This window comes from Winogradskya humida (assembly GCF_016862215.1).
Classification (GTDB): domain Bacteria; phylum Actinomycetota; class Actinomycetes; order Mycobacteriales; family Micromonosporaceae; genus Actinoplanes; species Actinoplanes humidus.
The window spans coordinates 13,167-37,093 of record NZ_BOMN01000145.1 but is presented as its reverse complement, the minus strand read 5'-3'; the positions used below and the strand labels follow the sequence as shown (position 1 = coordinate 37,093).

General features: G+C 69.6%; 18 protein-coding genes and 1 tRNA gene. 10 read left to right on the top strand and 9 right to left on the bottom strand.

The genetic code is table 11. The features are described 5' to 3' along the window. Positions 1 to 164: 164 nt before the first annotated feature. On the bottom strand, positions 165 to 1,328 hold the full coding sequence (locus Ahu01nite_RS47845; RefSeq protein WP_239159736.1) for an MFS transporter: 1,164 nt from the start codon (positions 1,326 to 1,328) through the stop codon (positions 165 to 167). Positions 1,329 to 1,401: 73 nt separating this feature from the next. Here Ahu01nite_RS47845 and Ahu01nite_RS47840 point away from each other — a divergent pair, with 73 nt between their 5' ends. The 4 genes from Ahu01nite_RS47840 to Ahu01nite_RS47825 all read left to right on the top strand — a co-directional run bounded on the left by Ahu01nite_RS47840 (position 1,402) and on the right by Ahu01nite_RS47825 (position 3,760). Then, complete coding sequence (locus Ahu01nite_RS47840) at positions 1,402 to 2,172, top strand: SAM-dependent methyltransferase (RefSeq protein WP_203843426.1); 771 nt, start codon at positions 1,402 to 1,404, stop codon at positions 2,170 to 2,172. A gap of 3 nt (positions 2,173 to 2,175) precedes the next feature. Then, positions 2,176 to 2,529, top strand: a complete 354-nt coding sequence (locus tag Ahu01nite_RS47835; protein WP_203843425.1) for a MerR family transcriptional regulator — start codon at positions 2,176 to 2,178, stop codon at positions 2,527 to 2,529. 35 nt (positions 2,530 to 2,564) lie between these two features. Continuing rightward, positions 2,565 to 3,632 carry a serine hydrolase domain-containing protein gene (locus Ahu01nite_RS47830; RefSeq protein ID WP_203843424.1) on the top strand — a complete coding sequence of 356 codons (1,068 nt, stop codon included), beginning with the start codon at positions 2,565 to 2,567 and terminating at the stop codon, positions 3,630 to 3,632. A 54-nt stretch (positions 3,633 to 3,686) separates the two neighbouring features. Further along, a tRNA-Met gene (locus tag Ahu01nite_RS47825) sits at positions 3,687 to 3,760 on the top strand. A 475-nt stretch (positions 3,761 to 4,235) separates the two neighbouring features. Here Ahu01nite_RS47825 and Ahu01nite_RS47820 read toward each other — a convergent pair. The 3 genes from Ahu01nite_RS47820 to Ahu01nite_RS51180 all read right to left on the bottom strand — a co-directional run bounded on the left by Ahu01nite_RS47820 (position 4,236) and on the right by Ahu01nite_RS51180 (position 6,425). Beyond that, a complete protein-coding gene (locus tag Ahu01nite_RS47820) occupies positions 4,236 to 4,661 on the bottom strand; it encodes a MarR family winged helix-turn-helix transcriptional regulator (RefSeq protein WP_203843423.1) in 426 nt (141 codons plus the stop codon). Positions 4,662 to 4,741: 80 nt separating this feature from the next. After that, positions 4,742 to 5,524 (bottom strand): phytanoyl-CoA dioxygenase family protein, encoded by a 783-nt coding sequence (locus Ahu01nite_RS47815; RefSeq protein WP_203843422.1) that lies wholly within the window; start codon positions 5,522 to 5,524, stop codon positions 4,742 to 4,744. Between the two features lie 70 nt (positions 5,525 to 5,594). Continuing rightward, positions 5,595 to 6,425 (bottom strand): cysteine/serine endopeptidase inhibitor, encoded by an 831-nt coding sequence (locus Ahu01nite_RS51180; RefSeq protein ID WP_239159738.1) that lies wholly within the window; start codon positions 6,423 to 6,425, stop codon positions 5,595 to 5,597. A 161-nt stretch (positions 6,426 to 6,586) separates the two neighbouring features. On the opposite strand from Ahu01nite_RS51180, the gene Ahu01nite_RS47805 reads away from it, so the two are divergent. After that, positions 6,587 to 7,651: a Dyp-type peroxidase gene (locus Ahu01nite_RS47805; RefSeq protein WP_203843421.1), complete on the top strand. Its 1,065-nt coding sequence runs from the start codon at positions 6,587 to 6,589 to the stop codon at positions 7,649 to 7,651. Here Ahu01nite_RS47805 and Ahu01nite_RS47800 read toward each other — a convergent pair. After that, positions 7,638 to 8,063, bottom strand: a complete 426-nt coding sequence (locus Ahu01nite_RS47800; protein WP_203843420.1) for a helix-turn-helix domain-containing protein — start codon at positions 8,061 to 8,063, stop codon at positions 7,638 to 7,640. The genes Ahu01nite_RS47805 and Ahu01nite_RS47800 overlap by 14 nt on opposite strands. A gap of 172 nt (positions 8,064 to 8,235) precedes the next feature. Between Ahu01nite_RS47800 and Ahu01nite_RS47795 the strand changes: the two genes are divergently transcribed. Together Ahu01nite_RS47795 and Ahu01nite_RS47790 are read left to right on the top strand one after the other, a co-directional pair. Then, positions 8,236 to 16,083, top strand: a complete 7,848-nt coding sequence (locus Ahu01nite_RS47795; protein ID WP_203843419.1) for an RHS repeat-associated core domain-containing protein — start codon at positions 8,236 to 8,238, stop codon at positions 16,081 to 16,083. Then, a complete protein-coding gene (locus Ahu01nite_RS47790) occupies positions 16,083 to 16,610 on the top strand; it encodes an SMI1/KNR4 family protein (RefSeq protein ID WP_203843418.1) in 528 nt (175 codons plus the stop codon). Before Ahu01nite_RS47795 ends, Ahu01nite_RS47790 begins: the two co-directional genes overlap by 1 nt. A gap of 71 nt (positions 16,611 to 16,681) precedes the next feature. Here Ahu01nite_RS47790 and Ahu01nite_RS47785 read toward each other — a convergent pair whose 3' ends face one another. Beyond that, positions 16,682 to 17,077 carry a contact-dependent growth inhibition system immunity protein gene (locus Ahu01nite_RS47785; RefSeq protein WP_203843417.1) on the bottom strand — a complete coding sequence of 132 codons (396 nt, stop codon included), beginning with the start codon at positions 17,075 to 17,077 and terminating at the stop codon, positions 16,682 to 16,684. 391 nt (positions 17,078 to 17,468) lie between these two features. Here Ahu01nite_RS47785 and Ahu01nite_RS47780 point away from each other — a divergent pair, with 391 nt between their 5' ends. Then, positions 17,469 to 17,741, top strand: a complete 273-nt coding sequence (locus tag Ahu01nite_RS47780) for an SEL1-like repeat protein (protein ID WP_203843416.1) — start codon at positions 17,469 to 17,471, stop codon at positions 17,739 to 17,741. On the opposite strand, the gene Ahu01nite_RS47775 is transcribed toward Ahu01nite_RS47780, so the two are convergent. After that, complete coding sequence (locus Ahu01nite_RS47775) at positions 17,732 to 18,937, bottom strand: FAD-dependent monooxygenase (RefSeq protein ID WP_239159735.1); 1,206 nt, start codon at positions 18,935 to 18,937, stop codon at positions 17,732 to 17,734. The genes Ahu01nite_RS47780 and Ahu01nite_RS47775 overlap by 10 nt on opposite strands. An 86-nt stretch (positions 18,938 to 19,023) precedes the next feature. On the opposite strand from Ahu01nite_RS47775, the gene Ahu01nite_RS47770 reads away from it, so the two are divergent. Together Ahu01nite_RS47770 and Ahu01nite_RS47765 are read left to right on the top strand one after the other, a co-directional pair. Further along, positions 19,024 to 19,563, top strand: a complete 540-nt coding sequence (locus Ahu01nite_RS47770; protein WP_203843415.1) for a TetR/AcrR family transcriptional regulator C-terminal domain-containing protein — start codon at positions 19,024 to 19,026, stop codon at positions 19,561 to 19,563. A 73-nt stretch (positions 19,564 to 19,636) separates the two neighbouring features. Beyond that, positions 19,637 to 21,031 carry a glycoside hydrolase family 26 protein gene (locus tag Ahu01nite_RS47765; protein WP_203843414.1) on the top strand — a complete coding sequence of 465 codons (1,395 nt, stop codon included), beginning with the start codon at positions 19,637 to 19,639 and terminating at the stop codon, positions 21,029 to 21,031. 44 nt (positions 21,032 to 21,075) lie between these two features. Here Ahu01nite_RS47765 and Ahu01nite_RS47760 read toward each other — a convergent pair whose 3' ends face one another. Continuing rightward, positions 21,076 to 21,870: a hypothetical protein gene (locus Ahu01nite_RS47760; protein ID WP_203843413.1), complete on the bottom strand. Its 795-nt coding sequence runs from the start codon at positions 21,868 to 21,870 to the stop codon at positions 21,076 to 21,078. After that, a complete protein-coding gene (locus tag Ahu01nite_RS47755) occupies positions 21,851 to 23,884 on the bottom strand; it encodes a hypothetical protein (protein WP_203843412.1) in 2,034 nt (677 codons plus the stop codon). The genes Ahu01nite_RS47760 and Ahu01nite_RS47755 overlap by 20 nt, the downstream gene beginning before the upstream one ends. Positions 23,885 to 23,927 lie beyond the last annotated feature (43 nt).

Below are 23,927 nucleotides of genomic sequence, written 5' to 3'. Positions count from 1 at the left end.
AGGCCCAGCCCACCACAGGCCCAGCCCACCACAGGCCCAGCCCACCACAGGCCCAGCCCACCACAGGCCCAGCCCACCACAGGCCCAGCCCCGGACAGCCGCAAGCCGATACGCAGCGTTAGGTTGTGTGCAATTAAATTGCACACAACTTAATTGCACACAACTTAACCGGCAGTGATCAGGGCACCCCGACGACCGAGGGCCCAGACGGTGAGCGCGAAGCAGCTGAGAACCATCCCGGCGACGGTCACCGCAGTCCAGCCGCCGGCGGACCAGAGCACCGACGCCGCCGCGGACCCGATCGCGCCGCCGATGAAGTTGCTGGTGACGTAGGCGGTGTTGAGCCGGCTCCGCGCCTCGTGCGAGACGGCGAAGACGCGCAGCTGGTTCAGGATGTTGACACCCTGCATGGCGATGTCCAGCACGACGATCACCACGAGGATCAGCAGCACCGAGCGCCCGGAGAACGCAGCGACCACGAAACTGAGCAGGATGACCGCCCAGCCGATCCCGGTGCCCGGCAGCGAGAACCCCCGGTCGTGCAGCTTGCCGGTGCGCTGGGCGGCCACGGCGCCTGCGAGCCCGGCCAGGCCGAACAACCCGATCACCGACACGGGATAGCCGAACGGCGGCGCGCTGAGCAGGAACGTCAGCGAGGTCCAGAACAGGGTGAAGGTGGCGAAGCCGGTCGCGCCGAGGACGAGCGTCCAGCGTACGGTCCGCTCCCGCACGACAACGGCAAAGACCGAACCGATCAGCCGGGGGTACGCAAGCCTGGTCTTGGGTTCCAATGCCGGAATCGCCCGGTGGAGCAGCACCGCGAAAACCACAGCGGCCAGCGCGGCGACCACGTAGATCGCGCGCCACCCGGCAACACCCGCGACCAGCCCGCTGACCGTCCGCGAGACCAGGATCCCGGTCAGGATGCCCGACGCCACCGTGCCGACCACGTGCCCCCGGGTGGCATCGTCCGCGAGGTCCCCCGCGAGCGGCGTCAGGATCTGCCCGGCGACCGTCGTGACGCCCAGCGCGGTGATCGCGGCGAGCAGCACCCCGAAACTGGGCGCGGCGGCGCACGCGGCGAGCGCGACCGCCGCGCACAGCATCATCACGGGAATCAGCTTGCGGCGGTCGAGCACGTCGCCGAGCGGGACGATGAGAAGGATGCCGGCGGCGTACCCCAATTGGGTCGCGGTGACCAGCCACCCGGCGGCCGCGGTCGGCGCGTGCAGGTCCTCCGCGATCAGGTCGAGCAGGGGCTGAGCCCAGTACAGGTTGCCGACGGCGGCACCGGCGGCCACGGCGAACAGAAAGGTCAGGCGTTTCACCTGATCATCCTCACCCGTCCCGGCCCGGCTGGCCTGCCCGGGGGGCGTTGACAGGTGAGATATCAATGATTCCATGGTGGACTCGGAATTGCAGGTGGAGATCCCGCACGCGGCCCGGATCTGGAACTACTGGATGGGCGGGACGGACAACTTCCCCGCCGACCGTGCCGCCGGCGACGCGGTGGCGCAGGTCTACCCCGAGATCGTGCTCATGGCCCGGCAGTCCCGCAGGTTCCTGATCCGGGTGGTCCGCCACCTGGCCGGCGAGGCGGGCGTACGCCAGTTCCTCGACATCGGCACCGGCCTGCCCACCATGCAGAACACCCACGAGGTGGCCCACGGCGTCGCCCCCGAATCCCGCATCGTCTACGTCGACAACGACCCCCTGGTCCTCGCCCACGCCAGATCCCTCCCGGCCGGCGGCGACACGACCTACGTCCACGCCGACTACCACCACCCGGAGAAGATCCTCGCCGAAGCCGCCCGCACCCTCGACTTCAGCAAACCGGTCGCTGTCATGTTCATGGGCGTCCTCGGCTACGAGCCGGACCTGACAGTCCTGCGCGACATCGTCCGCACCACCATGTCCGGCACCGTCCCCGGCAGCCACCTGGTCCTGTGGGACGGCACGGACACCACCCCCGCCGTGGTCGAGGGCAGCGCCAAGCTCGCCGAGAGCGGCGGCGTGCCGTACATCCTGCGCAGCCCCGAGGACCTGGCCACCTGCTTCGACGGCCTCACCCTGATCGAACCCGGCCTGGTCCAGCTCCCCCTGTGGCGCCCCGGCCCCGCCGACGACCCCGAATGGCTCGACGCGTACGGCGCCGTCGCTGCCAAGATATGAGGCATGCGAATCGGTGAGATGACCGCTTGCACCGGAGTGACGGCGCGGCTGCTGCGCTACTACGAGGAGCAGGAGCTGATCACGCCCGGCCGGGACCGCAACGGCTACCGGGTGTACTGCCCCGAGGGCGTCCGGCTGATCGGCCAGATCCGCGGTCTGCTGGCCGCGGGACTGCCCACCCGGCTCATCCGGGACGCCCTGCCGCTGCTGGCCGGCCCGCAGCTCACGGCCGACGCCGCCTTCGTGGCCCGGCTCCGCCGCGAGGCCGGTGCGATGCAGGAACGCATCGACGATCTCGCGGCACGCCGCAGGGCCATCCTGGAGTTCGCCGAGGTGATCTCCTCCACTACGCCTTGACCTTCCCACCGATGTGAAGCCCGCAACCTGACCACATGACGACAGAAACACGCTTCGCCGCGGTACGCGCAGCGCTCGGCCACAACCTCGCCACCGGCGCCGAACTGGGCGCCTCGATCGCCGTGGAGATCGACGGCGAGCTCGTCCTCGACGTGTGGGGCGGTCACCAGGACGCCGCCCGGACCCGCCCGTGGGAACGCGACACCATCACGAACGTCTTCTCGATCACCAAGATCGTCACCGCGCTCGCAGTCCTCACCCTGGACCTCGACCTCGACGCCCCGGTCGCGTCGTACTGGCCGGAGTTCGCCGCCAACGGCAAGAGCGGCATCCTGGTCCGCCACCTCCTGGCCCACACGGCCGGCCTCCCCGGATTCGACCCACCGAGCAGCGTCGACGACCTCTACGACGCCCGTGCCGCCGCCGACCGCCTCGCCGCCCAAGCACCGTGGTGGGAGCCCGGCACGGCATCCGGCTACCACCTGATGACCCAGGGCTTCCTGCTCGGCGAACTCGTCCGGCGGCGAACCGGCCGATCACTGCGGGATTACGTCGCCGAAAGCATCGCGGGCCCCCTGAACGCCGACTTCCAGATCGGCGCGGCCCCCGCCGACCGCCACCGGGTCGCCGACCTGATCCCGCCGCCGGCCATCGACACCTCCGCCCTGGACCCCGCCAGCATCCGATACCGCACCTTCACCGCCCCGGCGGTCCCGGCCGACGCCGCAGGCACCCCCGCCTGGCAATCCGCCGAGATCGGCGCCGCCAACGGCCACGGCAACGCCCGCTCGGTCGCCCGGATCCTGTCCCCCCTGATCAGCGACGACCGCATCCACCAGCAACAAACCGCCGGCACCGACCTCGTCAACGGCCTCTACCTGCGCTGGGGCCCCGGCCTCGCCCTCAGCGACCACCGCACCCTCCCCTGGATCCCCGAAGGCAGGATCGCCTACTGGGGCCGCTGGGGCGGCTCCATGGCCATCATCGACACACAGCGCCGCATGGCCATCGCCTACGTGATGAACAAAATGAGCCCCGGCATCCTCGGCTCCCCCCGCGCCGAGCAGTACCTCACCGAGATCTACCGCGAAGTCATGAGCTAGCACGGGGGTCCGCCCCGCGGCCGGAATTCGGACAAGGTAGGCTGTTGTTACCGACGCGGGGTGGAGCAGCTCGGTAGCTCGCTGGGCTCATAACCCAGAGGTCGCAGGTTCAAATCCTGTCCCCGCTACAAAGTAGTTGCAGTTCAAAGGCCCTTCACCCTTCCGGGTGAGGGGCCTTTGAGTATTCCGTGGTCGCAGGGTGGTCGCAGACGAAAAACACGAACGGTTCGGCAGAGCTAAGCCCGCAAGAATCCAGGCCACGAGTGCGTCGGTCTCGGCGCGTTGAAAGTCTCCGACCCCCTCCATGCCTGGTGGCTCAGGTAGCCCGGGAGGCGTCCAGCGCGCAGCCCGCCAGTGCGACCAGAACCGCCTCCAGAAGGGCGGGATGACGGCTGCACCGCGATCCGCACGGGCGATGGTCCGTGCAGCCGGGCTACGGCGACCACCCGGCTTACTGGGTGGCAGCTTCTGGCCCGCTACGGCCGAGACCGGCCGGCCCACGTAATCACGACCTCATCGCCGGTCATCGACCTCGGCGAACTTTCTTGACGACCAATCGATGAAGCAGTTCGACAAGGCTTTCGCCAGGAGTTGACCGGAGGGTCAGGACCGGGCGGACGCCGGGACGTCGGCTGCGTCGACGACGGCGGTGGCGATGCGTTCGAGGTCACGCTGGTCGTCAGCGCTGAGGTTTTCCGCGATGTCGGGCAGGCGCTCGGCGGTCTCGGCGTACACCGCGTCGGCGAGTACCTTTCCCGTGGGTGTGACGCCGAGCATGATGACGCGCCGGTCCTGTTCCGAGCCCACCCTGCTGACCAGGTCGCGCCGCTCGGTGCGGTCGACGAGCTGGCTCAGGGCGTTCTTGGTCATGCCGAGCGAGGCTGCGAGGTACGTCATCCGCTTCGGCTCGTCCTTGATCGCGCAGAGCAGCGTGGCCTGCATCGGGGTCAGATCAAGCTCGGCGCAGATCTGCGCATATTTGCGCTGGATCAGGACCGAGAGCCAGAAGAGCTTGTCGCCGTAGCCCAAGCCCGCCTCCCCTCGTCCGGTGCCGAATGCCCAGCCTACCGCCGCGGACCGGGTCGCCCGCCCGCCCCTCTGCCGTGAAGTCAGGCCCCGTGGGCTTCCCGTCCGAGGCCTCGGCGGATCGCGATCTCCACGGGTGAGTACGCGCCGTCGGGCCGCTCCAGTTCGTACGGTGCGGCCGGCATCAGCGGCGGCTGGGCCATGAAGCGTGGCTGCGTCCCGTGGTGGGGCTGCGCCGCGTGGACCAGGAACGGATGGCACAGGAAGACGTCACCCGGAGAGCCCGTGGCGAGTGCCAGGGGCCGGTGGTCGGATGCCGCCACCAGGTCGGGTGCGAGGGTCAGGCCGCTCGCCCCGCTCTCGCCGTACTTCTCCAGCACCTTCGGCACGTCGAGGTGCGAGCCGACCCTGATCACCGTCGGGGCGTCCTGGGCACCGACCTCGCTGAACAGGAACAGCATCAGCAGCGCCCGGCCCCGGGAGCGCACATTGGTGAAGTACCAGCTCTCCCCCTCCGGCAGGTAGCTGCCCTCGATGTGCCAGCCCGCGTCGTCCGGCTCCTGTTCGTGCGGGAAGCGCAGCGGGAACGTCCCCAGCGAGTAGCGCGGCTCCCAGCGGCCCGCGCCGACGAGCAGGTCGTACGCGTGATGGAGGAACGGGGAGTTGGGTGCGGCGGCGAACGGGCCCTGCGCCATGCCGGGCACCCAGTGCACCGGCTGCGTCCACGTCGCGGGATCGTCCGGGTCGCAGCCCGTCTCCCGCCACAGCAGCCGCGCGCAGTCCGCGGCCACGCGCGGCGCGACTGCGCCCGCCAGCTTCACGAAGCCGTCGGTGAGAAAACGGGATACCAGGGTCGCGTCGTCCACGCCCCATTCTCTCGCGACACCGACTCCGAGCGCGCGGCATTTTCCGGGGCGTGGATCGCAAGCGGGCACGTCAGACCGGGGCGGTCCACTTCTGGTTGGCCGCGCCGGTGCAGGTCCAGAGCTGGGTGGGGGTGAAGTCGGCGGAGCTGGCGCCGGTCAGGTCGAGGCATTTGCCGGATTGCGGGTTCACCAGGTCGCGGGCGCCGGTGTAGACCCATTGCTGGGCGCCGGTGCCGTTGCAGTCCCAGAGTTGCACCTTCGTGCCGTCGGCTGTCCCGCTGCCGGAGACGTCGAGGCACTTGCCACCCGTACGGAGAGTGCCGTCTGTGGATCTTGTCCACTGCTGGGTCGAGCTGGCCACGCAGGAGTAGAGATCGACAGCTGTGCCGTTGGCGGTGGCGCCGCCCGCCGCGCCGATGCACTTACCGGCCAGACCGGTGATCTGACCGGTCGCGCCGGAGGGCGGTGGAGTGGTGCCGCCGCCGCTGTCGGAGACGAACTTCCAGGTGACGTTGAGGACACCGGGGGTGTTCGCCGGATCCGTGGAGGCGAACTGGGCGAAGGCCGGCGCGCTCAAGTCGATGTGCGTGGCGTCGCAGCTGGGGCACTTGTCCCTGACCGGGACCGTGATGGTTCGGCCCTGATAGGTGACCTGCACGGAGATGCCGCTGCACAGCGGGTCGGCGTTGGGGTTCGCCGTGGTCCACCACCGGTAGGAGACGGCGACCAGCATCTCGGTGGCGGCGTTGATCTGCGTGCCGCAGGCTCCGTACCCGGCATCGTTGTAATAGGTCGTCGTGCCGGTCTGGGTCTCACCGATGGGGATGGCAGCCGCGGCCGGTGCGGCGAGAGCGACCACCGCCGTCAGGCCCGCGGCGACGGCGAGCGCGGCCTTACGCACGAAGAGCAATGGGTACGCCCCTTCTCATACATAGAGAGATGCAAATCTGTAAGGACTCTATACGGTTCCTGTGTGGAGAGCCATCAGCGCGGGGTCCCGTTCTTGTCCCGCGTTCGCCGGCGATGCTTCTGTCCGGTCGTCCCCGCTCCTACGCTCGCGAAGTGGTAGTTCGCAGACGTACCGTGCTCGCCGGCACGGCGGTGGCCGCTCTCGCAGGTTGCTCGACGCCTTCCACGGCATCGGATACGCCCGGCGTGGTGCATCCGCATCAGCCGGGTGTGGTCACCGCGCCCGAGGAGTTCGCGGTCTTCGCGGCCTTCGACCTCGACGCGGACCCGGCCGGGGTGCTCAGGCGCCTCGATGAGCGGATCGCGGCGGTGCACCGGGCAGGGACGGCGACGGTCACCGTGGCGGTCGGGGCGTCCCTGTTCGACGGGCGGTTCGGGCTCGCGGGCGCCGGGCCACGGCTGCTGACGGCCATGCCGGCGTTCCCCAACGACGTGCTCTCGGCGGACTCGTGCCACGGCGACCTGCTGCTGCAGATCGGCGCGACCCGGGCGGAGACGGCGGCGGCCGTGCTCGCCGACCTCGGCAAGGGGCTGCGGCGGCGCTGGGAGTCGGCCGGTTTCCGCAAGGAGAACACCACGACCGCGGCGGGCCGCCCGAGCACGCGCAATCTGTTCGGGTTCCGCGAGGGCGCCGGGAATCCCGACCCGGCCGACGCCGGGCTGATGGAGCGGCTGGTGTGGGCCGGGGACGGCGAGCCGTCCTGGGCCGCCGGGGGCACCTATGCGGTCGTGCGGCTGATCCGGTTCGCCGTCGGCCTGTGGAGCAGGGATGCACCGGCCCGTCAGGAGGAGATCGTCGGGCGGCACCGCGCGGACGGCGCGCCGCTGGCGGGTGGACCGGAGGACGCCGAGTTCGACTACGCCGCCGACCCGGACGGCGCGCTCACGTCCGTGGACGCGCACATCCGCCGCGCAAACCCTCGCACCCCCGAAAGTGAGCAGCACCGCATCCTGCGCCGCAGCTACTCCTACCGCCGGAGCGAGGCGGACCAGGGTCTGATCTTCGTCTGTTTCCAGCGCGACCCGGAGCTGGGCTTCGCGGCGGCCCAGCGCCGGCTGGCGGGTGAGGCCCTGGACCATTACGTGCTGCCGTTCGGCGGTGGTTACTGGTTCGTGCCGCCGACGGTCACGGCGCTGGCCGCGGTCATTCCTGGCTGATCAGCCGTTGCGCGTCGCTCAGCCGCAGGGCGGCGGTGAGCAGGTTCTCGGGGACGGCCTCGCCCCGCTCGCGGATGGCCTGGATGACGGCCGCGGCGTCGGCCGCGAGGGTCGAGACGCGGCGGGCCAGTGTCGCCTGCTCCCTACCCGAACGCCTGCCGGCGCTCGCCGCGGCCTTGGCGCGCTGCCACAACGGCAGCAGCTGCCCCGGGTCAGTTCCGGCGGCCTTGCACAGCGCGGCCACGACGATCCACGGCGGCACGGAACGCCCCGACAGGTAGCGGGACAACGCGGAATCGCTGGCGTAGGTGACGGCCTGGAGCTCGCGCAGCGTGCGGCCGGATCGCTCCTGTGCGAGCCGCAACGCCGCTGCCAGTAGTAGTCGTGGTGGACGGCTTTCATCGGTCGACATGACTTTCACCCCCGCGAGAAGACTGCCCGGGACGAGCCTAGGGCAGCCACTCGCCCCGTGTCCCACCTCTGTCCCGTTCTGTGAGGTAGGTATCGAAAAATGTCAGTCCCCTCTTCCACAATCGACGGGCATGGGCCACCCGCCGGGGGCGGGGGCCATCCGGAGGTGTGTCATGCCCGCTCGGCGTTCCGTCTTCACGACCACCGCGGCCGCGATCCTGATCGCGGCCCAGTTCACGCTCTCCGCCCCGGCCCACGCCGACCCACCGGAGCAGGTCCCGCAACGCGTTCCCCAGGCAGCGCCGGCGGGCGTGCGGCAGGGGCCGGTCCAGACCGCGGCCGCCACCGCGCAGCCCGTCGACCTCTCCTACGACGGCGCCGGCCAGGTGCGCGGCATCGCCCAGGTGCCCAGCGGCGCCGGTGCGAAGTACACCTATGACGACGCCGGCAACATCACCGACGTCAACCGCTCAGCGGCCGGAGCGCTGACCGTCGCCGCTCTGAACCCGAGCCGGGCCGCGACCGGTGCGAAGGTGACGGTCGGCGGCACCGGCTTCGCGACCACGACCGGCGCCAACACGGTCACGTTCAACGGCACCACGGCGACCGTCACCGCCGCCACGGCGACCCGCCTCACCGTGACGGTCCCCTCCGGTGCCACCACCGGCACGGTCACCGTCGCCACCGCTGCGGGCACGGCGACCAGTTCGCAGACGTTCACCGTGCTGGCGTCGGTGCCCGCACCGGCCGTCACCGGGTTCACCCCGGCCGCCGGCGCGGCCGACACGACGGTGACCGTCACCGGCACCGGGTTCTCGACCGTGCCCGCGGAGAACAACGTCTCCTTCGGACGCACCCGCGCGAAGGTATCCGCGGCGACGGCCACCTCGCTGACCGTCAAGGTGCCCTACGCCGCCGTCTCCGGGAAGATCACCGTGGGCACCCCGGGCGGGACCGCCGTCAGCTCCGGCGAGTTCGTGGCTGTCACCAACCCGTTCGGCTCCGGCGACGTCGGGCCCGCGGCGGCCCTGGCCCTCGACGGCACCGCGTCGAGCGTCAGTGTCGCCACCGCCGCCAAGGTGGCCGTGCTGCGCTTCGCCGGCACCAAGGGCCAGCGGCTCAGCTTCGGCGTCACCGGGTCCACGCTCGGCGACGTCAACATCTACGCGTACACGCCCTACGGCGGTTCCATCGCCCACAACGAGTACGACTCGCCGTGGGCCGCCTCCAGCCTGGCCGGAGGGCTCGCGCTGCCGCCGCTGCCGACCAGCGGCACGTACCAGATCGTCGTGCAGCCCGTCTCCAAGACGGTCACCGGCTCGTTCACGGCGACGCTGTCCACCCGCGCGACCGGCGTACTGAGCCTCACCGGCACGGGCACGACGGTCGCGCTCAACCGGGCCGGCAAGCAGGCCGAGCTGACCTTCACCGCGGAGGCCAATCAGCGCGTCAGCCTCGGTTTCACCGCCGCCACCATGACCTCGTCCCAGCTCACGGCCGCGGTCTTCGAGCCCAACGGCACCCCGGTCCTGTGGGGCAGCGGGTCCGCGCGCACGGCGGTCGGCCTTCCCGGCGGCAACCTCGACTTCACCACCAGCTTCGCCGGCACGTACACGCTGATTCTCGGCACCGGCGACCTGGCCACCGGCTCGATCACGGTGACCGTGTCGGCCCCGGTCGCGGTGGGCGCACTGACCCTGGGCACCGGCAAGGCCGTCACCATCGCCCGGCCGGGCCAGGACGCGATCGCCACGTTCGCCGGCACCCAGGGGCAGGCGCTCAGCCTGACCTTCGACAGCTACACCCCGCAGTATTCGCCGTATCTCACCGTCACCAGCCCCGACGGCACGGTGCTCAGCGCGGGCCTGATCAGCGACAACTGGGTCGATCTGCCGGCACTGCCCGCGACCGGCACCTACACGCTGACCATCAGCCCGTATTCCAGCACCGGCTCGTTCACCCTCACGGTGCTCCCCCGGGCCAGCGCGGGCACGCTCACCACCACGGGCGCGGGCACGACGGCCACCTTCACCAGCTCGGTGCGCGCCCTCGACCTGAGCTTCGCCGGGACGGCGGCCCAGCCCCTGATCTTCGCGTTCAGCAGCTGGACCCTGCCCTCCACCGCGACCCTGCGGGTCCGGATCAGCGACTCCGCCGGCACGCTGAAGGTCGACGGGCCGGTGTCCAGCCTCGACACGTTCAGGTTCACACCGGCCACGACGGGCACCTACCGGGTCTCGCTGGCGCCGTCCGGCACCACCACGGGCTCCGTGCTCGTGACGCTGTCGACGTTCCTGAGCGGTGGCGCGCTGGCGATCAACACGCTCAAGACCACCACGGCGCCGCGACCCGGCCAGGCCACCACGACGACGTTCACCGGCACCGCCAACCAGCGGCTCAGTCTGTACGTGACGTCGTACACGTACTCCTATGTGGTGTGGGCGACCCTCACGAAGCCCGACGGGACCACCCTGTTCAGCGGCTGGGTGACCGAGACCTGGCTGGCCTTCGCCCAGCTGCCCGCAGCCGGCACCTATACGCTGACGATCGAGCCGCAGGCCGAGACCGGGACGTTCGCGTTCTACCCCGTCGAGGGCGTCGACGGCGGAGCCACCGCGATCGACGGCGCGAACAAGACGCTGACCGCGGCCAGCGCCGGGCGCTACATCGACACGACCATCGCGGTGACCACCGCCAACCAGCGGCTGTCGCTGGGCTTCAGCGGCTGGACCTTCACCAGCACGACGCTGATCGTGCGGCTGACCGACCCGTCCGGCAACAAGGTCATCTACACCACGGTGAGCAAGACCGGCAGCCTCGACACCAGGCCCCTGGCGACGACCGGCACCTACCGGCTGACCGTCATGGCGTCCGACCGGGGCGCCGGAGCCGTCGCGCTGACGCTGTCCAACCAGAAGAACGGCAGCACGCTCGCGCTGAACACGGCCAAGGTGTTCAGCACCGACCGGATCGGGCAGAGCACCTACGTCACCTACACGGGCACCGCGGGGCAGCTGCTCAGCATGACCTGGTCGTCGGTGACCATGACGTACTACCCGTACATCGACATCTTCCTGAACGGCACGGAGGTCGCGTTCGTCGCGGGCTCCGCGGCCACGGTGACCATCCCGGCGCTGCCCAGCGCGGGCACCTACGAGTTCGTCGTCGGGCCGTATTCCGCATCCGGCTCGGCCACCGGCACCCTGAAGACCCGGACAGCGCTCGCGGCCACCACGGCGGGGACGGCGGCACCGCCGAGGCCCGACTCCGCCCCACTCGCGATCAAGCAGATCATCCCGGCGGCCAAGCACCGTACGCTGAGCAAGCCGGCGACACGCAAGGCCCCGAAGTCACCGGTCGCGTACGCCGAGGCCCCCGCCGCCTCGTCCGCGGAGACCTGGACGCCGACCCGGCGCAACCTCGACGGCCAGGGCTGGGACACCGGCCGCGCCTTCCCGAAGAGCGCACCCGCGTCCCCGAAGGCACCGGCCGGGGTCACCGCGCTGAGCGGCCGGATCCTGACGCTCGACGACAAGCCGCTCGCGAACGTCACCGTCACCGTCGAGGGCGTGACCGGGCGCTCGGACGCCGGCGGCCAGTTCCTCCTGCAGGGACTCAAGCCGGGACACCGGGTGCTGCGGGTGGACGGCGCGACGGCGAGCTCCGCCGGGCGTACGTTCGGCCTGCACGACATCGGCGTCGACGTGGACGCCGGGCGGACGACCGTTCTCCCGTACACCATCTGGCTCTCCAAGCTGGACACCGGGCACACGGTGAAGTTCGCCTCGCCGACGGCGAAGGAAGTCACCATCGCCACCCCGGACATCCCGGGGCTCGAGGTGAAGCTGCCGGCCGGCACGGTCGTGCGTGACGTGAACGGCAAGGTCGTCACCGAGCTGGGCATCACGGCGATCCCGGTGGACCGCACGCCTTTCCCGCTGCCGCGCTCGCAGGTCCCGTCGTACTTCACGGTGCAGCCGGGCAGCTCGTACGTCTTCCCCGAAGGCGCCCGGGTGATCTACCCGAACTTCACCCACGACGCACCCGGTGCGCGGATGAACTTCTGGCACTACGACCCGGCCGGCAAGGGCTGGTTCGTGTACGGCAAGGGCAAGGTGACCGGCGACGGCAAGCGCGTCGAGCCGGACAAGGGAACCGAGGTCTACCAGTTCACCGGCGCCATGCTGATCACGCCGGACACCTTCGCACCGCCCGCCAGCTACCCGCAGGGCAGCGGGGAGCGCGGCGCGGACCCCGTCGACCTGGCCTCCGGCCTGCTGGTCGACGAGGAGACCGACCTGGCCGCCGCCGACGTGCTGCCGATCGATCTGACCCGCACCTACCAGCAGAGCGACACCGGCAACCGGGCGTTCGGCATCGGCACGAACTTCACCTACGGCCTGGACCTCTACTCCACCAACCGGTTCTACGACTGCTGGCTGATCCTGCCGGACGGCGGCCGGATCAGGTTCCACCGGATCAGCGCCGGCGGTGCGCCACCGAACGGCTACCTCAACTCGGTGCTCGTCGCCGACGCGACGCCGACCGCGTTCAACGGCTCGGTGCTGGCGTGGAACGGCGACGGCTGGGACCTCAAGCTGCGCACCGGGCTGACCTACGTCTTCGGCGACGAGGCGCCGCTGCAGGCGATCCGCGACAACTTCGGCAACACGGTCACGATCACCCGGGACGTCGCACCACCCGCCACCGGTGACGGCATCGTGCACGCCAACGGCCCGATCCGCCAGATCACCTCACCGAACGGCCGCTGGATCCGGCTGACCTACAACAGCGACACCGACACCAGCATCACCTGGCAGCACCGGCACGTCGTGAAGGCGGAGGACGCGCTCGGCAACGCGACCACCTACGGCTACACCGGCGACTACCTGACCACGGTCACGGACCTCAACAACCACACGAAGACGTACGCGTACGAGTCGGGCCGGCTCAAGACGATCACGAACGCCCGCACCAACGTGCTGCTGTCCAACGAGTACGACGCAAGCGGCCGCGTGCACAAGCAGACCCTGCCCGGCAACGCGGTCTACACGATCGACTACGCGACCGACGGCACGAACAGGGTCACGACGCTGACCGATCCGCGTGGCAAGGTGCGCCGGGTCGTGTTCAACGCGGCCGGTTACAGCATCAGCGACACCTCCGCGTACGGCACGGCGTCGGCGCAGGTCACGACGGTCACCCGGGACGCGACGTACAACCGGGTCACCGCGGTGACGGACGCGCTGAACCGGCGTACCGAGCTCGGCTACGACGACTACGGCAACGTCAGGACGGTCACCGAGCTGGCCGGCACCACCGACGCCCGCACCACCACCGTCGAGCGCAACGGGCCGTACGACCAGGCCACCAAGGTCACCGACCCGCTGCAGCACGCCACACTGCTCGGCTACCAGGCCGACGGCGCGCTGCACACGATCACCGACCCGCTGAACCGGGTGACGACGCTCGACACCGACGAAAGCGGCCAGACAACCCAGATCACCGACCCCGCGACAAAGCTCACCAGGATCGGGTACGCCCTGGGCGATGCGGTCAGCGTGACCGACCCGCTGGGCAACGTCACGGCGAGCTTCAGCGACGCCGCGGGCGCCGTGCGCCGCCAGACCGACGCCCAGGGCAACATCACCACCGTCGAGTACGGCCCGACGGGGCTGGTCAGCAGCGTGAAGGACGCGATCGGCCGGACCACCGGGTTCACCTACGACGCGAGCGACGAACTGCACACGGTCACCGACGCGAAACAGCACACGACGACGTACGACTACGACACCAGCAACCGCCTGTCGAAGATCACCGATCCACTCAACCGGATCACGTCGTTCGCCTACGACGCCAACGGCAACCTCGCCACGGCCACCAGCGCACGCGGTAAACAGACCACGTACCGCTACGACGACCTCGACCGGGTCGACGTGATCCGCTACGGCGTCACGAGCGACACGGCGCAGGAGAGCACCGCCACCTTCACGTACGACGCGGGCAACCGCACCCGCACGGTGGCCGACTCGGCAGCCGGCACGACGACGGTCACGCCGGACATCTTCGACCGCACCATCTCGGTCGCGGACCCGTCGGGCACGGTCGGCTACACGTACGACGCGGCCGACCGGCGTACGACGATGGCCGTGGCGGGGCAGGCCGACACGGTCTACTCGTACAACAACGCCGACCAGCTCACCGGCGTCGCGCGGGGCACGGAGACGGCGGCCATCGGCTACGACACGGCCGGGCGTCGCGCCTCGGTCACGCTCCCCGCGGGTGTCTCCCAGACGTACGGGTACGACGACGCCTCACGGCTGACGAGCATCGCGTACGCCCGGGGCACGAGCACGCTGGGCGCGCTGATGTACACGCTGGACGAGCTGGGCCGCCCGATCCACCAGGACGGCTCCTACGGCCGGATGAACCTCCCCGCCGAATACGGGCCGGTCGGCTATGACGCGGCGGACCAGCTCACCGGCCTGACCTACGACGACGACGGCAACCTGGCCTCGGACGGCACCACGACGTACGCGTGGAACGCCCGCAACCAGCTGACCGGCTGGACGAAGTCCGGGCTGTCGGTGAACTACGGTTACGACGGGCTGGGGCGTCGCTCCTCCAAGACCTCCGGCTCGACGACCACCGGATACCTCTACGACGGCCTGAACGCCGTCCAGGAGAAGAACGGCTCCTCGGTGGCGGCGACGCTGCTGTCCGGCGGGCGGGACGAGGTGTTCTCCCGGACCACGCCGGCCGGATCGAAGTCCCTGATGACCGACGCGCTCGGCTCCACGATCGGGCTGTCGGACAGCTCGTCGGTGGGCGCCGAATACACGTACGACCCGTTCGGCACCTCGACGGTGACCGGTGACGACGGCGGGAACCCGACGCAGTTCACCGGGCGGGAGAACGACGGCAGCGGCCTGTACTACTACCGCAGCCGGTACTACTCCACCTCGCAGCAGCGGTTCATCAGCAAGGACCCGCTCGGCCTGGCCGGGGGCAGCACCGACCCGTACACGTACGTGCTGAACCAGCCGACCGGGCTGACCGACCCGATGGGCCTCAACCCCGAGGGCTGCAACAGCTTCACGGCCGGCACCCAGGTCCTGATGGCCGACGGCACCAGCAAGGCCATCGACAAGATCAAGCCCGGCGACACGGTGATGGCCGCCGACCCGTTCGCGGCTGACGCGTCCTCCGGCACCACCACCGGTGACCGGACGCCGCGGAAGGTGTCGGCGACGATCACCGGGCACGGCGACAAGGAACTCGTCACCGTCACCACGGCGGACGGCGGCTCGGTCACCGCGACCGACGGCCACCCGTTCTGGACCGACAACGACGGCAGAGCCGGGACGCCGGACGGGCACTGGGTCGACGCCAAGGACCTGCGCCGCGGCGACTGGCTGAAATCCGCCGACGGCCGGCTGGTCAAGGTCGCCGGCATCCACACCCTGGCCCGGCACGCGTACGCCTACAACCTCACCGTCGACGACCTGCACACCTACTACGTCCTCGCCGGCAGCACCCCGGTCCTGGTCCACAACTGCAACGAGGACCTCTACGACCACGACGGATCCACCCGGTACGGTGCCCTGGACGATCAGGGACGGGCGACCTTCGCGTCGACCGTGCTCCGCCCCGACGCTATCTCGAAGGGAACCGCGGCGTCGCGGGACTGGGAACCGCCGGGCTGGTCGGGGAACGGAACGAAGTTCAACGAGGCTCGCGGTCACCTGCTGGGCAACAAGCTCGGGGGCCTCGGCTCCGGGCAGACGAAGTACCAGAACATCGCTACGATCCAGCAGAAGCCGATGAACAGCCCGTACATGCGCGACAAGATCGAGAAGATGATCTACGACCACGTCAACGCGAACAAAGAGACCGTCCAGTACACCGTCACGGCCATCTACGGGCCGGGCAAGACGGCTCCGCTCGGGCTCGAGGTCGCGGCGTACGGGAACAAGGGCTTCAACCTCAGTCTCGTCATCATCAACCCCGGTGGTATCTGATGAACGGTCACGTCGAACGGCTGACCCGGGCGGTTGCGCCTCCCCCGCGACAGGAGCCCCTGCCCGACTGGGCCGGGGTGGAAAGCACGCTCGGGTTCGGGTTGCCCGGTGACTACAAGGAACTCGTCGACGTCTACGGCCCCGGAAAGTTCGACGACTTCCTGGCGATCCTCCAGCCCCATCATGAGGTGCAGCGACTTGACCTGCTGCACTCGGTCAAGGAAACCGCCGAACTGCTGGAGGCGTACGAATCGAGCGGCGAGACACTGCCCGCACCGGCCGACCGGCTGCTGGCGGTGGGCCTCACCGACAACGGCGACACGCTCTACTGGCTGCGGGACCCGCTGGAATCCCCGGACCAGTGGCGCGTCGCGGTCAACGCGGCCCGCGACTTCGACGAATGGTTCGTGTTCGAAGGCTGCCTGAGCGACTTCCTGGCCGCCGTCCTCAGCCGCGAGCTGGTGGTGCCGGTCCTCGCCGACGATTTCCCCTACCCCGACAAGACGCCGGTCTACCTACCGGACTGACCTGACAAGCATGCGACGCGGGGCCTGCCCGAACCCGAGCAGGCCCCGCGCCCTTCGCGTATCAGAGACCGTCACCGCCCGAAACGCGTGATCTCTTCACGCAGTTTCTCGTCATCCTCGAGGTCACCCGGGTCGACCGACCGGGCAACGCCCACCAGGCGCTCACGCTCAGCCGGGTTCGCCACCCAGTACTCGGCGGGCACCTGCCGCAGCACCGCCGCCAACAGGTCACCCGGGTAGAAGTCGCCCTCAGCGAGGGGATCCCGCTCCAACACCTCCAACGCCAGCGGCACCAGGGTCGCCACCCCCACCCGCTGGCCGATCAGCACCCGCAGGTCCTCCACGCCCAGCGCACCGACAGGCTTGCGCCGCAACCGATGCACGGTCTCCACCAACTTCGACGCATCGGCGGGTCCGCTGCCCCACGCACGCTTCTCGATCTCCTCGAGCGACTGCTCCCGCGACATCTCTTCTCCTCGGACCCACAGGGGGCGCCATGCCGCCCTGCATCGGTGAGGGCCGAATGGTCGCGAAGCCCGCCAACACCACCCATTGGCCGCCACCGAGGTGTCGCAGTCATGCCGTAAGGCTGAATGTTGCGCTGGACACCGGGAGACGACAACTTTCTGCGGCGTTGCTCCTCAAAACCGGCCAATCACGTCTGACAGAAGACCATATGTGTCATGACCAGACGCGATTGGCCCACACTTGACATCTGACGCCGCAGAAAGTTGCGGCATAGCCGGTTTCGGCGCAACTTCGTGCCCGTGGACCAGAACCTGCCGCCCCGCCACCAACTGCAAACGGATCAAAGGCGGTGACCCGGTCGCGCAGCGGAGTCTCGGCTTTCTGGTCCAGGTGGAGGATCCCGGCCGGGCCATGTCGCTCTACCGGTCCGCGGCCGAGGGCGGGGACGCGATCGCCGCTTTCAACGTCGGGATGATGCTCGGCAAGTCACCCGCGGCGGTGCCGTGGCTGCGGCAGGCCGCCGAGGCTGGCGTGACCGAGGCATACCCCGTACGCGGTGACCGGCTCAGTGAGCAGGACCTCGACGACGAGGCGTTGCGCTGGTCCTCACCACCTGACAACGGGTCGCGCGGTTGCCGGCGGATCTCGCGGGCTCAGGCGTAGTCGGGGAGTTGCCAGGCACCGCCGCGGTCCTCCTTGGCCAGCCGGGCGACGAGGTCGGGGACTCGCAGGAAACACGCCAGGGACGTGACGGCATGGAGGGTGTCGATCTCGAACTGGTGCATCGGCATGCCGAGCTTCAGTAGCTGGGGTTTGACCTCGGCCTGGATCTTGTAGACGAACGGCCGCAGCGTGGTGTCGTAGCTCGCCAGGGCGGCGGGCAGGTCGTGCGGGTTGCGGTTGAGCTCGCCGGCCAGGACGTACGCGCCGACAAGTCCACCCGAGATCCCCATGCCGCTGTACGGCGAGGCACAGTGCGCGGCGTCCCCCACCAGCACGACGCGTCCCTGGGACCACGTGTCCGTGCGTACCTGGAGCACTTCCTGGGAGTAGAAGCTTTCCGTGGTCTGCATGCCCTCGATGAACCGCTGCGTCTGCCAACCGGCGTTGCGGAACCGCCCGGCCCAGAATTCCTTCTGCCGTTCGACCGGCTCGCGGTGCACGGCCGAGGCCTCCGCGGACTGCTCCCGGAGCACGAAGTAGGCCTGCGTGTCGGCCGGGTTGTGACTCCGGCGCATGATCATGCGACCACCGGGGGCCAGGTACGTGTCCCGGATGTTGCTGTCCGACGCGATGCGCGGCACGAACCAGTACGCCATGTGGATCCCCACCCGCCAGTAGGGATCAGCGCTGTCGGGCAGCAGCGCCCGGCGGATCCGTGACCCCTGCCCGTCCGCCCCGACCAGCAGGTCGAATTCGCCGGACGTGCCATCGGAGAAGTACGCGATGACGCGCTTCTCGTCCTGCTCGAAGCTGTCCACGCTGACGCCGAAGACGTATTCCACGTCGTCCTTCGTCGCGTCGTGCAGGACGCGGACCAGGTCGCCGCGCATGATCTCGTACTCGGAGGTCAAGGACTGCCGGCCCCGGCCGGAGGTGTTGGCCATGATCGTCGCCCGGGCCCGGCCCCGGCTGTCGACGAAGGCGACCCCGGCCTCGTCGACGAGCTCGGCCCGGACGGCGTCGAGCAGGCCCATGCGCTTGATGGCGTCGATGCCCTGCCCGCGCAGGTCGACCTGCGCGCCGGTCGCGCGCAGGGCCGGGAAGCGTTCGGCGACGACGACCTGGTGACCGCCCCGGGCCAGCCAGAAGGCCAGGGCCTGCCCCGCGATGCCGCCGCCGGCGATGAGGATCTTCATGTCGTCAACTCCTGCCTATCAGTGAAAGGCTACGGTCGCCTATCGGCGATAGTTTTGTCAAGGACTATCGCTGATAGGCTGGCGGCATGGCCAAGCTGAACCGGGACACCGTCATCGCCGAGGCGCTCGACCTGCTCGACGAGGTCGGCCTCGATGCCGTCAGCACGCGACAGCTCGCGAGGCGCCTCGGCGTCGAGCAACCGTCGCTCTACTGGCACTTCCGCAAGAAGGAAGACCTACTCAGCGCCATGGCAGAGGCCGCCATGGCACCACACGCCGCCGCTCCCCTACCGACTCCGGCGGACGACTGGCGGGACTGGTTCGCCGAGAACACCCGCGGTTTCCGGCGGACCCTGCTGCTACGCCGCGACGGCGCGAGGCTGCACGCCGGATCGATGCCCGCCGGCACGGACCTCGACCGGGCCATGCGGAAGTACGAGTTCCTGGTCGCCGCCGGCCTGCCCGAGCCGGATGTCCGGGCGGCGATGCTGGCCACCAGCCGCTACACCGTGGGCAGCGTCCTCGAGGAGCAGGCGGATGCCGACCCGGGCGCCGGTCACGAGGTGGCGTTCGACGCGGGTCTGGCGCTCATTCTCGACGGCCTGGCCCTCAGGCAGCGGCGGTAGGAATATACGAGGCGTATACAGACGGACCTTAATCTCCCATCTGCCACCATTCGCTATCAGGAGGGCACACCAGGTGAGAGCACGCACGATCATGACGGGAATGGTCGCGGCCGTCACGGCGCTGAGCGGGGCGTTCGCCGTCCCGCCGGCCGCAAGTGCCGCGCCCACGACCTCGCTCATCGAGGACACCGCGCAGGGGACGGGAACCGGGCAGGTCCAGTTCTCGGCGGGCTGGAGTCCCTGCGACGGCAATTGCGACGCCGCCTCGGACAACAGCTTCCTGTGGACGTCGACCGCCGGCTCGACCGCTACCGTCCGGTTCACCGGCACGCAGATCACCCTGTTCGGTATGAAGGAGCCGTGGGCGAACATCGCGACGGCGAAGATCGACAGCACCGCGGCGACGGACGCCGACTTCTATGCGGCCAAGGCCACCACCGAGACCGTCGACGTCTACACGTCACCGGTCCTCGCGCAGGGCACGCACACCCTGGTGCTGACCATCACCGACCGGCGTAACCCGGCGTCCAAGGGCGGGTCGTCGATCACCTTCGACAGCGCGCTCGTGACCGGCGACGACACGCCGCCGGCCCCCGCGCACCGGTCCGGCCTGCCATGGTCGGACGGCGGATTCTTCGAGCACGACGCGCAACTGGCCAAGAACTTCCAGGACTGGCGGGGCCGCCCGGTCGACAACATCGTGTCGTTCACGTCGCGCGAGAACTGGGGCGCCCAGCTCAACACGTGGTGGGCGAACACCGTCCCGGACACGTTCGAGCCGGACACGGACGACTTCATTCTGTCCGTGCCACTGTGGACGGACAACGGGGACAAGGGCACGGACGCCCAGTGGCGTCAGCTCGCAAGCTCCATCGCGGATGTCGACCCCGACGGGTACGTCCGGCTCGGCTGGGAGATGAACTGCTGCTTCTCCCACGCGACCGATGCCGCGTCCTGGCGTACACAATTCGTCCGCGCCGTTGATCTGATCCGGGGTGCCGCCCCCGGCCTGAAGATCGTCTTCAACCCGAACGAGGGCACCAGCAACAACGGCACGGTGGCCGACGCCTCCACGCTGTTCGTCGACGACAAGGTCGACGTGATCGCCATCGACGCGTACGACTGGTGGGAGCCCTACACCACCGCCGGCACGGACCACTTCACCAAAACGTACGGCTGGAACTGGTGGTACGACTTCGCCCGCTCGAAGGGCTTCCCCTTCGCCCTCGGCGAATTCAGCGTGATCTCCATCAACAAGACAGCCAACCACGCGGGCGGCGACAACCCGGCGTTCTTCACGCTGGCCTACAACTGGCTCTCGGCCAGGAACGCCGCCGACCCCGGCTCGATCGCCTTCGTCTCCGTTTTCAACGACCAGGCCAATTGGCAGTCCAACCTCTACCCGACAACCACCAACCCCAACGCTGCAGCCCGCTACAAGTCCATCATCACCACGCTGGCGAACTGACCTGAGGTCTGAGCCCGCCCGGTCACCGGGCGGGCTCACGGCGTCTATCCGGCCGCCCGCCGGCTGCGGCGCTCGCTGAGCAGGTCGAAATAGCCCTCCCGCTCGTACTCGTTCTGCGGATCCAGGCCGGCCAGACCGTCCGCCAGAAGCTGATCCGCCGCGGCACGCTCGGCCAGCAGCCCTTTGACCACGTGCGCGAGTTGCTCGTCGGTCATGCTCGCCGCGCCGTCGGGTGCCGGTCCGGACAGGAGCTGGTCGAGGATCACCGACCACTGCTTGCTGATCCCGTCCGTGTGCCGGGCCCGGCGGTCCGCGAGATCCCGCTCGTAGTCGAGGGTGATCAGCTGTTCCCAGTACGGCCGGATGTGCTGACGGACCCGCTCGTCCAGCTGCACCCGGATCTCCGGACGGCAGGTGACCCGCAACCCCCGCCGGAGATAGGTCCACTGCACGAATTCGTCCAGCGTGCGGCGCAGCAGTGCCTCGAACTCCTCCCCTCGGTGCGGCTCGACCTGACGCGCCGGACCCGTGGCAGCCACTTTCAGGTGGTGGTGAGCATAGGGAAGGAAATGGTCGACCATCTCGCGCAGCTCCTCGATCCGGGCCATGTCGTCGCTCTCCCACACGAAGACGCCGTGCACCTGGAAGTTGAAAGCGAAACCGCGGGCCGGCACTGTTATCGGTGTGATGCTGCGCCGTTCGAGAAGGCGAACGCGAAGCTGCGGGGCCGGCGCGGGACCCCGGAGAAATCCCAGAAACCGGGACCAGATCGTCATGACACGGCGCCAGAACCGGCTCCACCTCGCCGGCCGGGTCTGCTCATCCAGGCTGTCGGTCATCGTTCCACTCCCCTACGACGTCAGCGATCCAGTCCGGGGCGTCCGGCCTCGACAGGAAAGGGTGGAGCCGCCGGCGCAGGGCCGACACGCGGGCCATCTCGTGCAACAGCTCGACGACCGGCTTACGCAGTTCGGGCTCCCGATCGGCGCTGCGCAACCAGCCGAGCAGCACATGCCATGCCTCCCGCTTCGTGCTGGCGCCGAGCAGGGCGGCGTACCAGAGAACGGCAAGCTCCTCCGTGCCGGCGTCGGAGAGAGCGAGCAACAGCAGTGGTACGCCACCACGGCCGTTACGGGCCGGAACACCCGCGATCCGGATCAGCGCCCGGGCCGCGTGCCGGGTCACCAGCCGCTGCGGCCCGTCAGCCCGGATCCACCCGGCGAGGGTCGCCACGATCAGGCCGTACGACTCCTCGTCGAAGATCTGGCCGACGGCCTCGGCGATCGTCGACGTGCTCCGCTGCATCGGGTCCTCGGCGATACGCCGCAGGTCGGCGAGATTCCAGCTCGCGGAGTTCTGCCGCAGACCGCTCACGTACGCCCACGCGGCGGTGTCGCGGCGCAGGTTGGCGGCGCCGTCGACCCAGCGGTGCACGGTGCGCAGCATCCGCTGGTCGAGATCGTTGGCCGCGCTGAGGTACACCACGACCTGGGCGGCGGCCCGCCGCACCCGGACCTTCTGTGACGCGCTCCAGACGCTGATCAGGTCCGTGTCGACCCGGTCGAAGTCGAGGAGCGCGAGGTTGACCGTCACCGCCGTCGCGGCGCGGCGTGATGCCGCGTCGGGCGACTCGACCAGGGCGTTCAGCCACGCGATGATCGCCGGGCGGGTGTGGTCGAACTCGTGCCAGGCCACGCTGAAGAGCGCCCCGGCCATGCGGGGGTCGAGCCGCGCCAGCCGTGGTCCACCGCTGACCTGATCCGCGCTCCAGTCCGCGGCGAGGACGTCGCCGAGCAGGGCCTCGACCGAATGCTCCAGCGCGGTACGGCCGAGATCGTCCCAGCCCGACTCCGCGTCGACCTGGGACAGCAGCAGGCCCGTGGCGGCGAAGACCCGGTCGATGGATTCGTTGCGCAGGGCCGCGTACGAGAGTTGGAAAGCCCTTCGGTGCTGCCGGAGCCGACGCCGGCCGGCGGGCCCGTCCTGACCCTTCGGATCCAGGATGTTGAGCGCCCTCGCCAGCAGAACCTGCTGGCTCTGCTCACGAAGCGCCCGCAGGCACTCGGGACCAGCCGGATAGCGCAACGCCAATGTCACCTGCTCGGCCACCTCCCGCGGAGGTCCCACCAGCAGCGCCGCACTCTGGGCCAGTTGCACGTACGCCTCGGGGTCGCGTGACGTGTTCTCGAGCTCGCGGCGAGCGTGCATCCGGAAGACCCCGATAGGGGACGGCAAGCGGTGCCGGACCTCCGCGGACTCCATCGCCCGGGCCCGGCCGGTCAGATCGCGGATCAGCAACAACTTGCTTTTCTTCGCGCTCACCAGGGCATTCAGCCGGTCCATGATGGGCGCCGGATCCTCGTCGTGGATCCGCAGGATGTAGGCACGCCCTGGTTTCAGCTTCTCCGGCGGGAACTCATGAACGGCGTCCACGATGCCGCGGTCCGGTGGAGGAAAGATCTCGGCGAGCCGGTCGGCGCCGTGGCGCCCCACGAGCACGTGGCACGCGGTGCTGAAGCGGCCCGTTCCGGGTTCACCGGTCAGGCACACGGTCGTATTCCCCTCGAGTAGGTGCCGGAGCTGCTCCTCGCATCCGGTCGGCTCGTACCACTTCGCGAGTTCCGCCGCGTTCGGCGGCCGGCCGACCGTCATCTGCGGCTGCTGTGCCCCGAAGTTGTTCTGTGTGTTGTTGTTACCGAACATCGCCGGGTCGTTGGCGGTGACGTCGAAGAACTTCTGCTGCTCGTAGCGGGCGCCGAGAGCGTCTTCCTTGAGACTCTCGTCGATCCGGTGCTCGTCGGGTGTGATGGGGTCCGCGCTGATCCCCTCACGCTCGTCCGTCGGTTCCGGCACCGGTTCGGGCGGAACCGAAGGAGCGGGGTGCGGGCCGGAAACC

Bases quoted from the DNA above. Each gene is read 5' to 3' on its own strand.
- Ahu01nite_RS47840 (WP_203843426.1), top strand. From the start codon at position 1,402: ATGGTGGACTCGGAATTGCAGGTGGAGATCCCGCACGCGGCCCGGATC.
- Ahu01nite_RS47835 (WP_203843425.1), top strand. From the start codon at position 2,176: ATGCGAATCGGTGAGATGACCGCTTGCACCGGAGTGACGGCGCGGCTG.
- Ahu01nite_RS47830 (WP_203843424.1), top strand. From the start codon at position 2,565: ATGACGACAGAAACACGCTTCGCCGCGGTACGCGCAGCGCTCGGCCAC.
- Ahu01nite_RS47800 (WP_203843420.1), bottom strand. From the start codon at position 8,063: ATGTCGACCGATGAAAGCCGTCCACCACGACTACTACTGGCAGCGGCG.
- Ahu01nite_RS47795 (WP_203843419.1), top strand. From the start codon at position 8,236: ATGCCCGCTCGGCGTTCCGTCTTCACGACCACCGCGGCCGCGATCCTG.
- Ahu01nite_RS47790 (WP_203843418.1), top strand. From the start codon at position 16,083: ATGAACGGTCACGTCGAACGGCTGACCCGGGCGGTTGCGCCTCCCCCG.
- Ahu01nite_RS47785 (WP_203843417.1), bottom strand. From the start codon at position 17,077: ATGTCGCGGGAGCAGTCGCTCGAGGAGATCGAGAAGCGTGCGTGGGGC.
- Ahu01nite_RS47775 (WP_239159735.1), bottom strand. From the start codon at position 18,937: ATGAAGATCCTCATCGCCGGCGGCGGCATCGCGGGGCAGGCCCTGGCC.
- Ahu01nite_RS47770 (WP_203843415.1), top strand. From the start codon at position 19,024: ATGGCCAAGCTGAACCGGGACACCGTCATCGCCGAGGCGCTCGACCTG.
- Ahu01nite_RS47760 (WP_203843413.1), bottom strand. From the start codon at position 21,870: ATGACCGACAGCCTGGATGAGCAGACCCGGCCGGCGAGGTGGAGCCGG.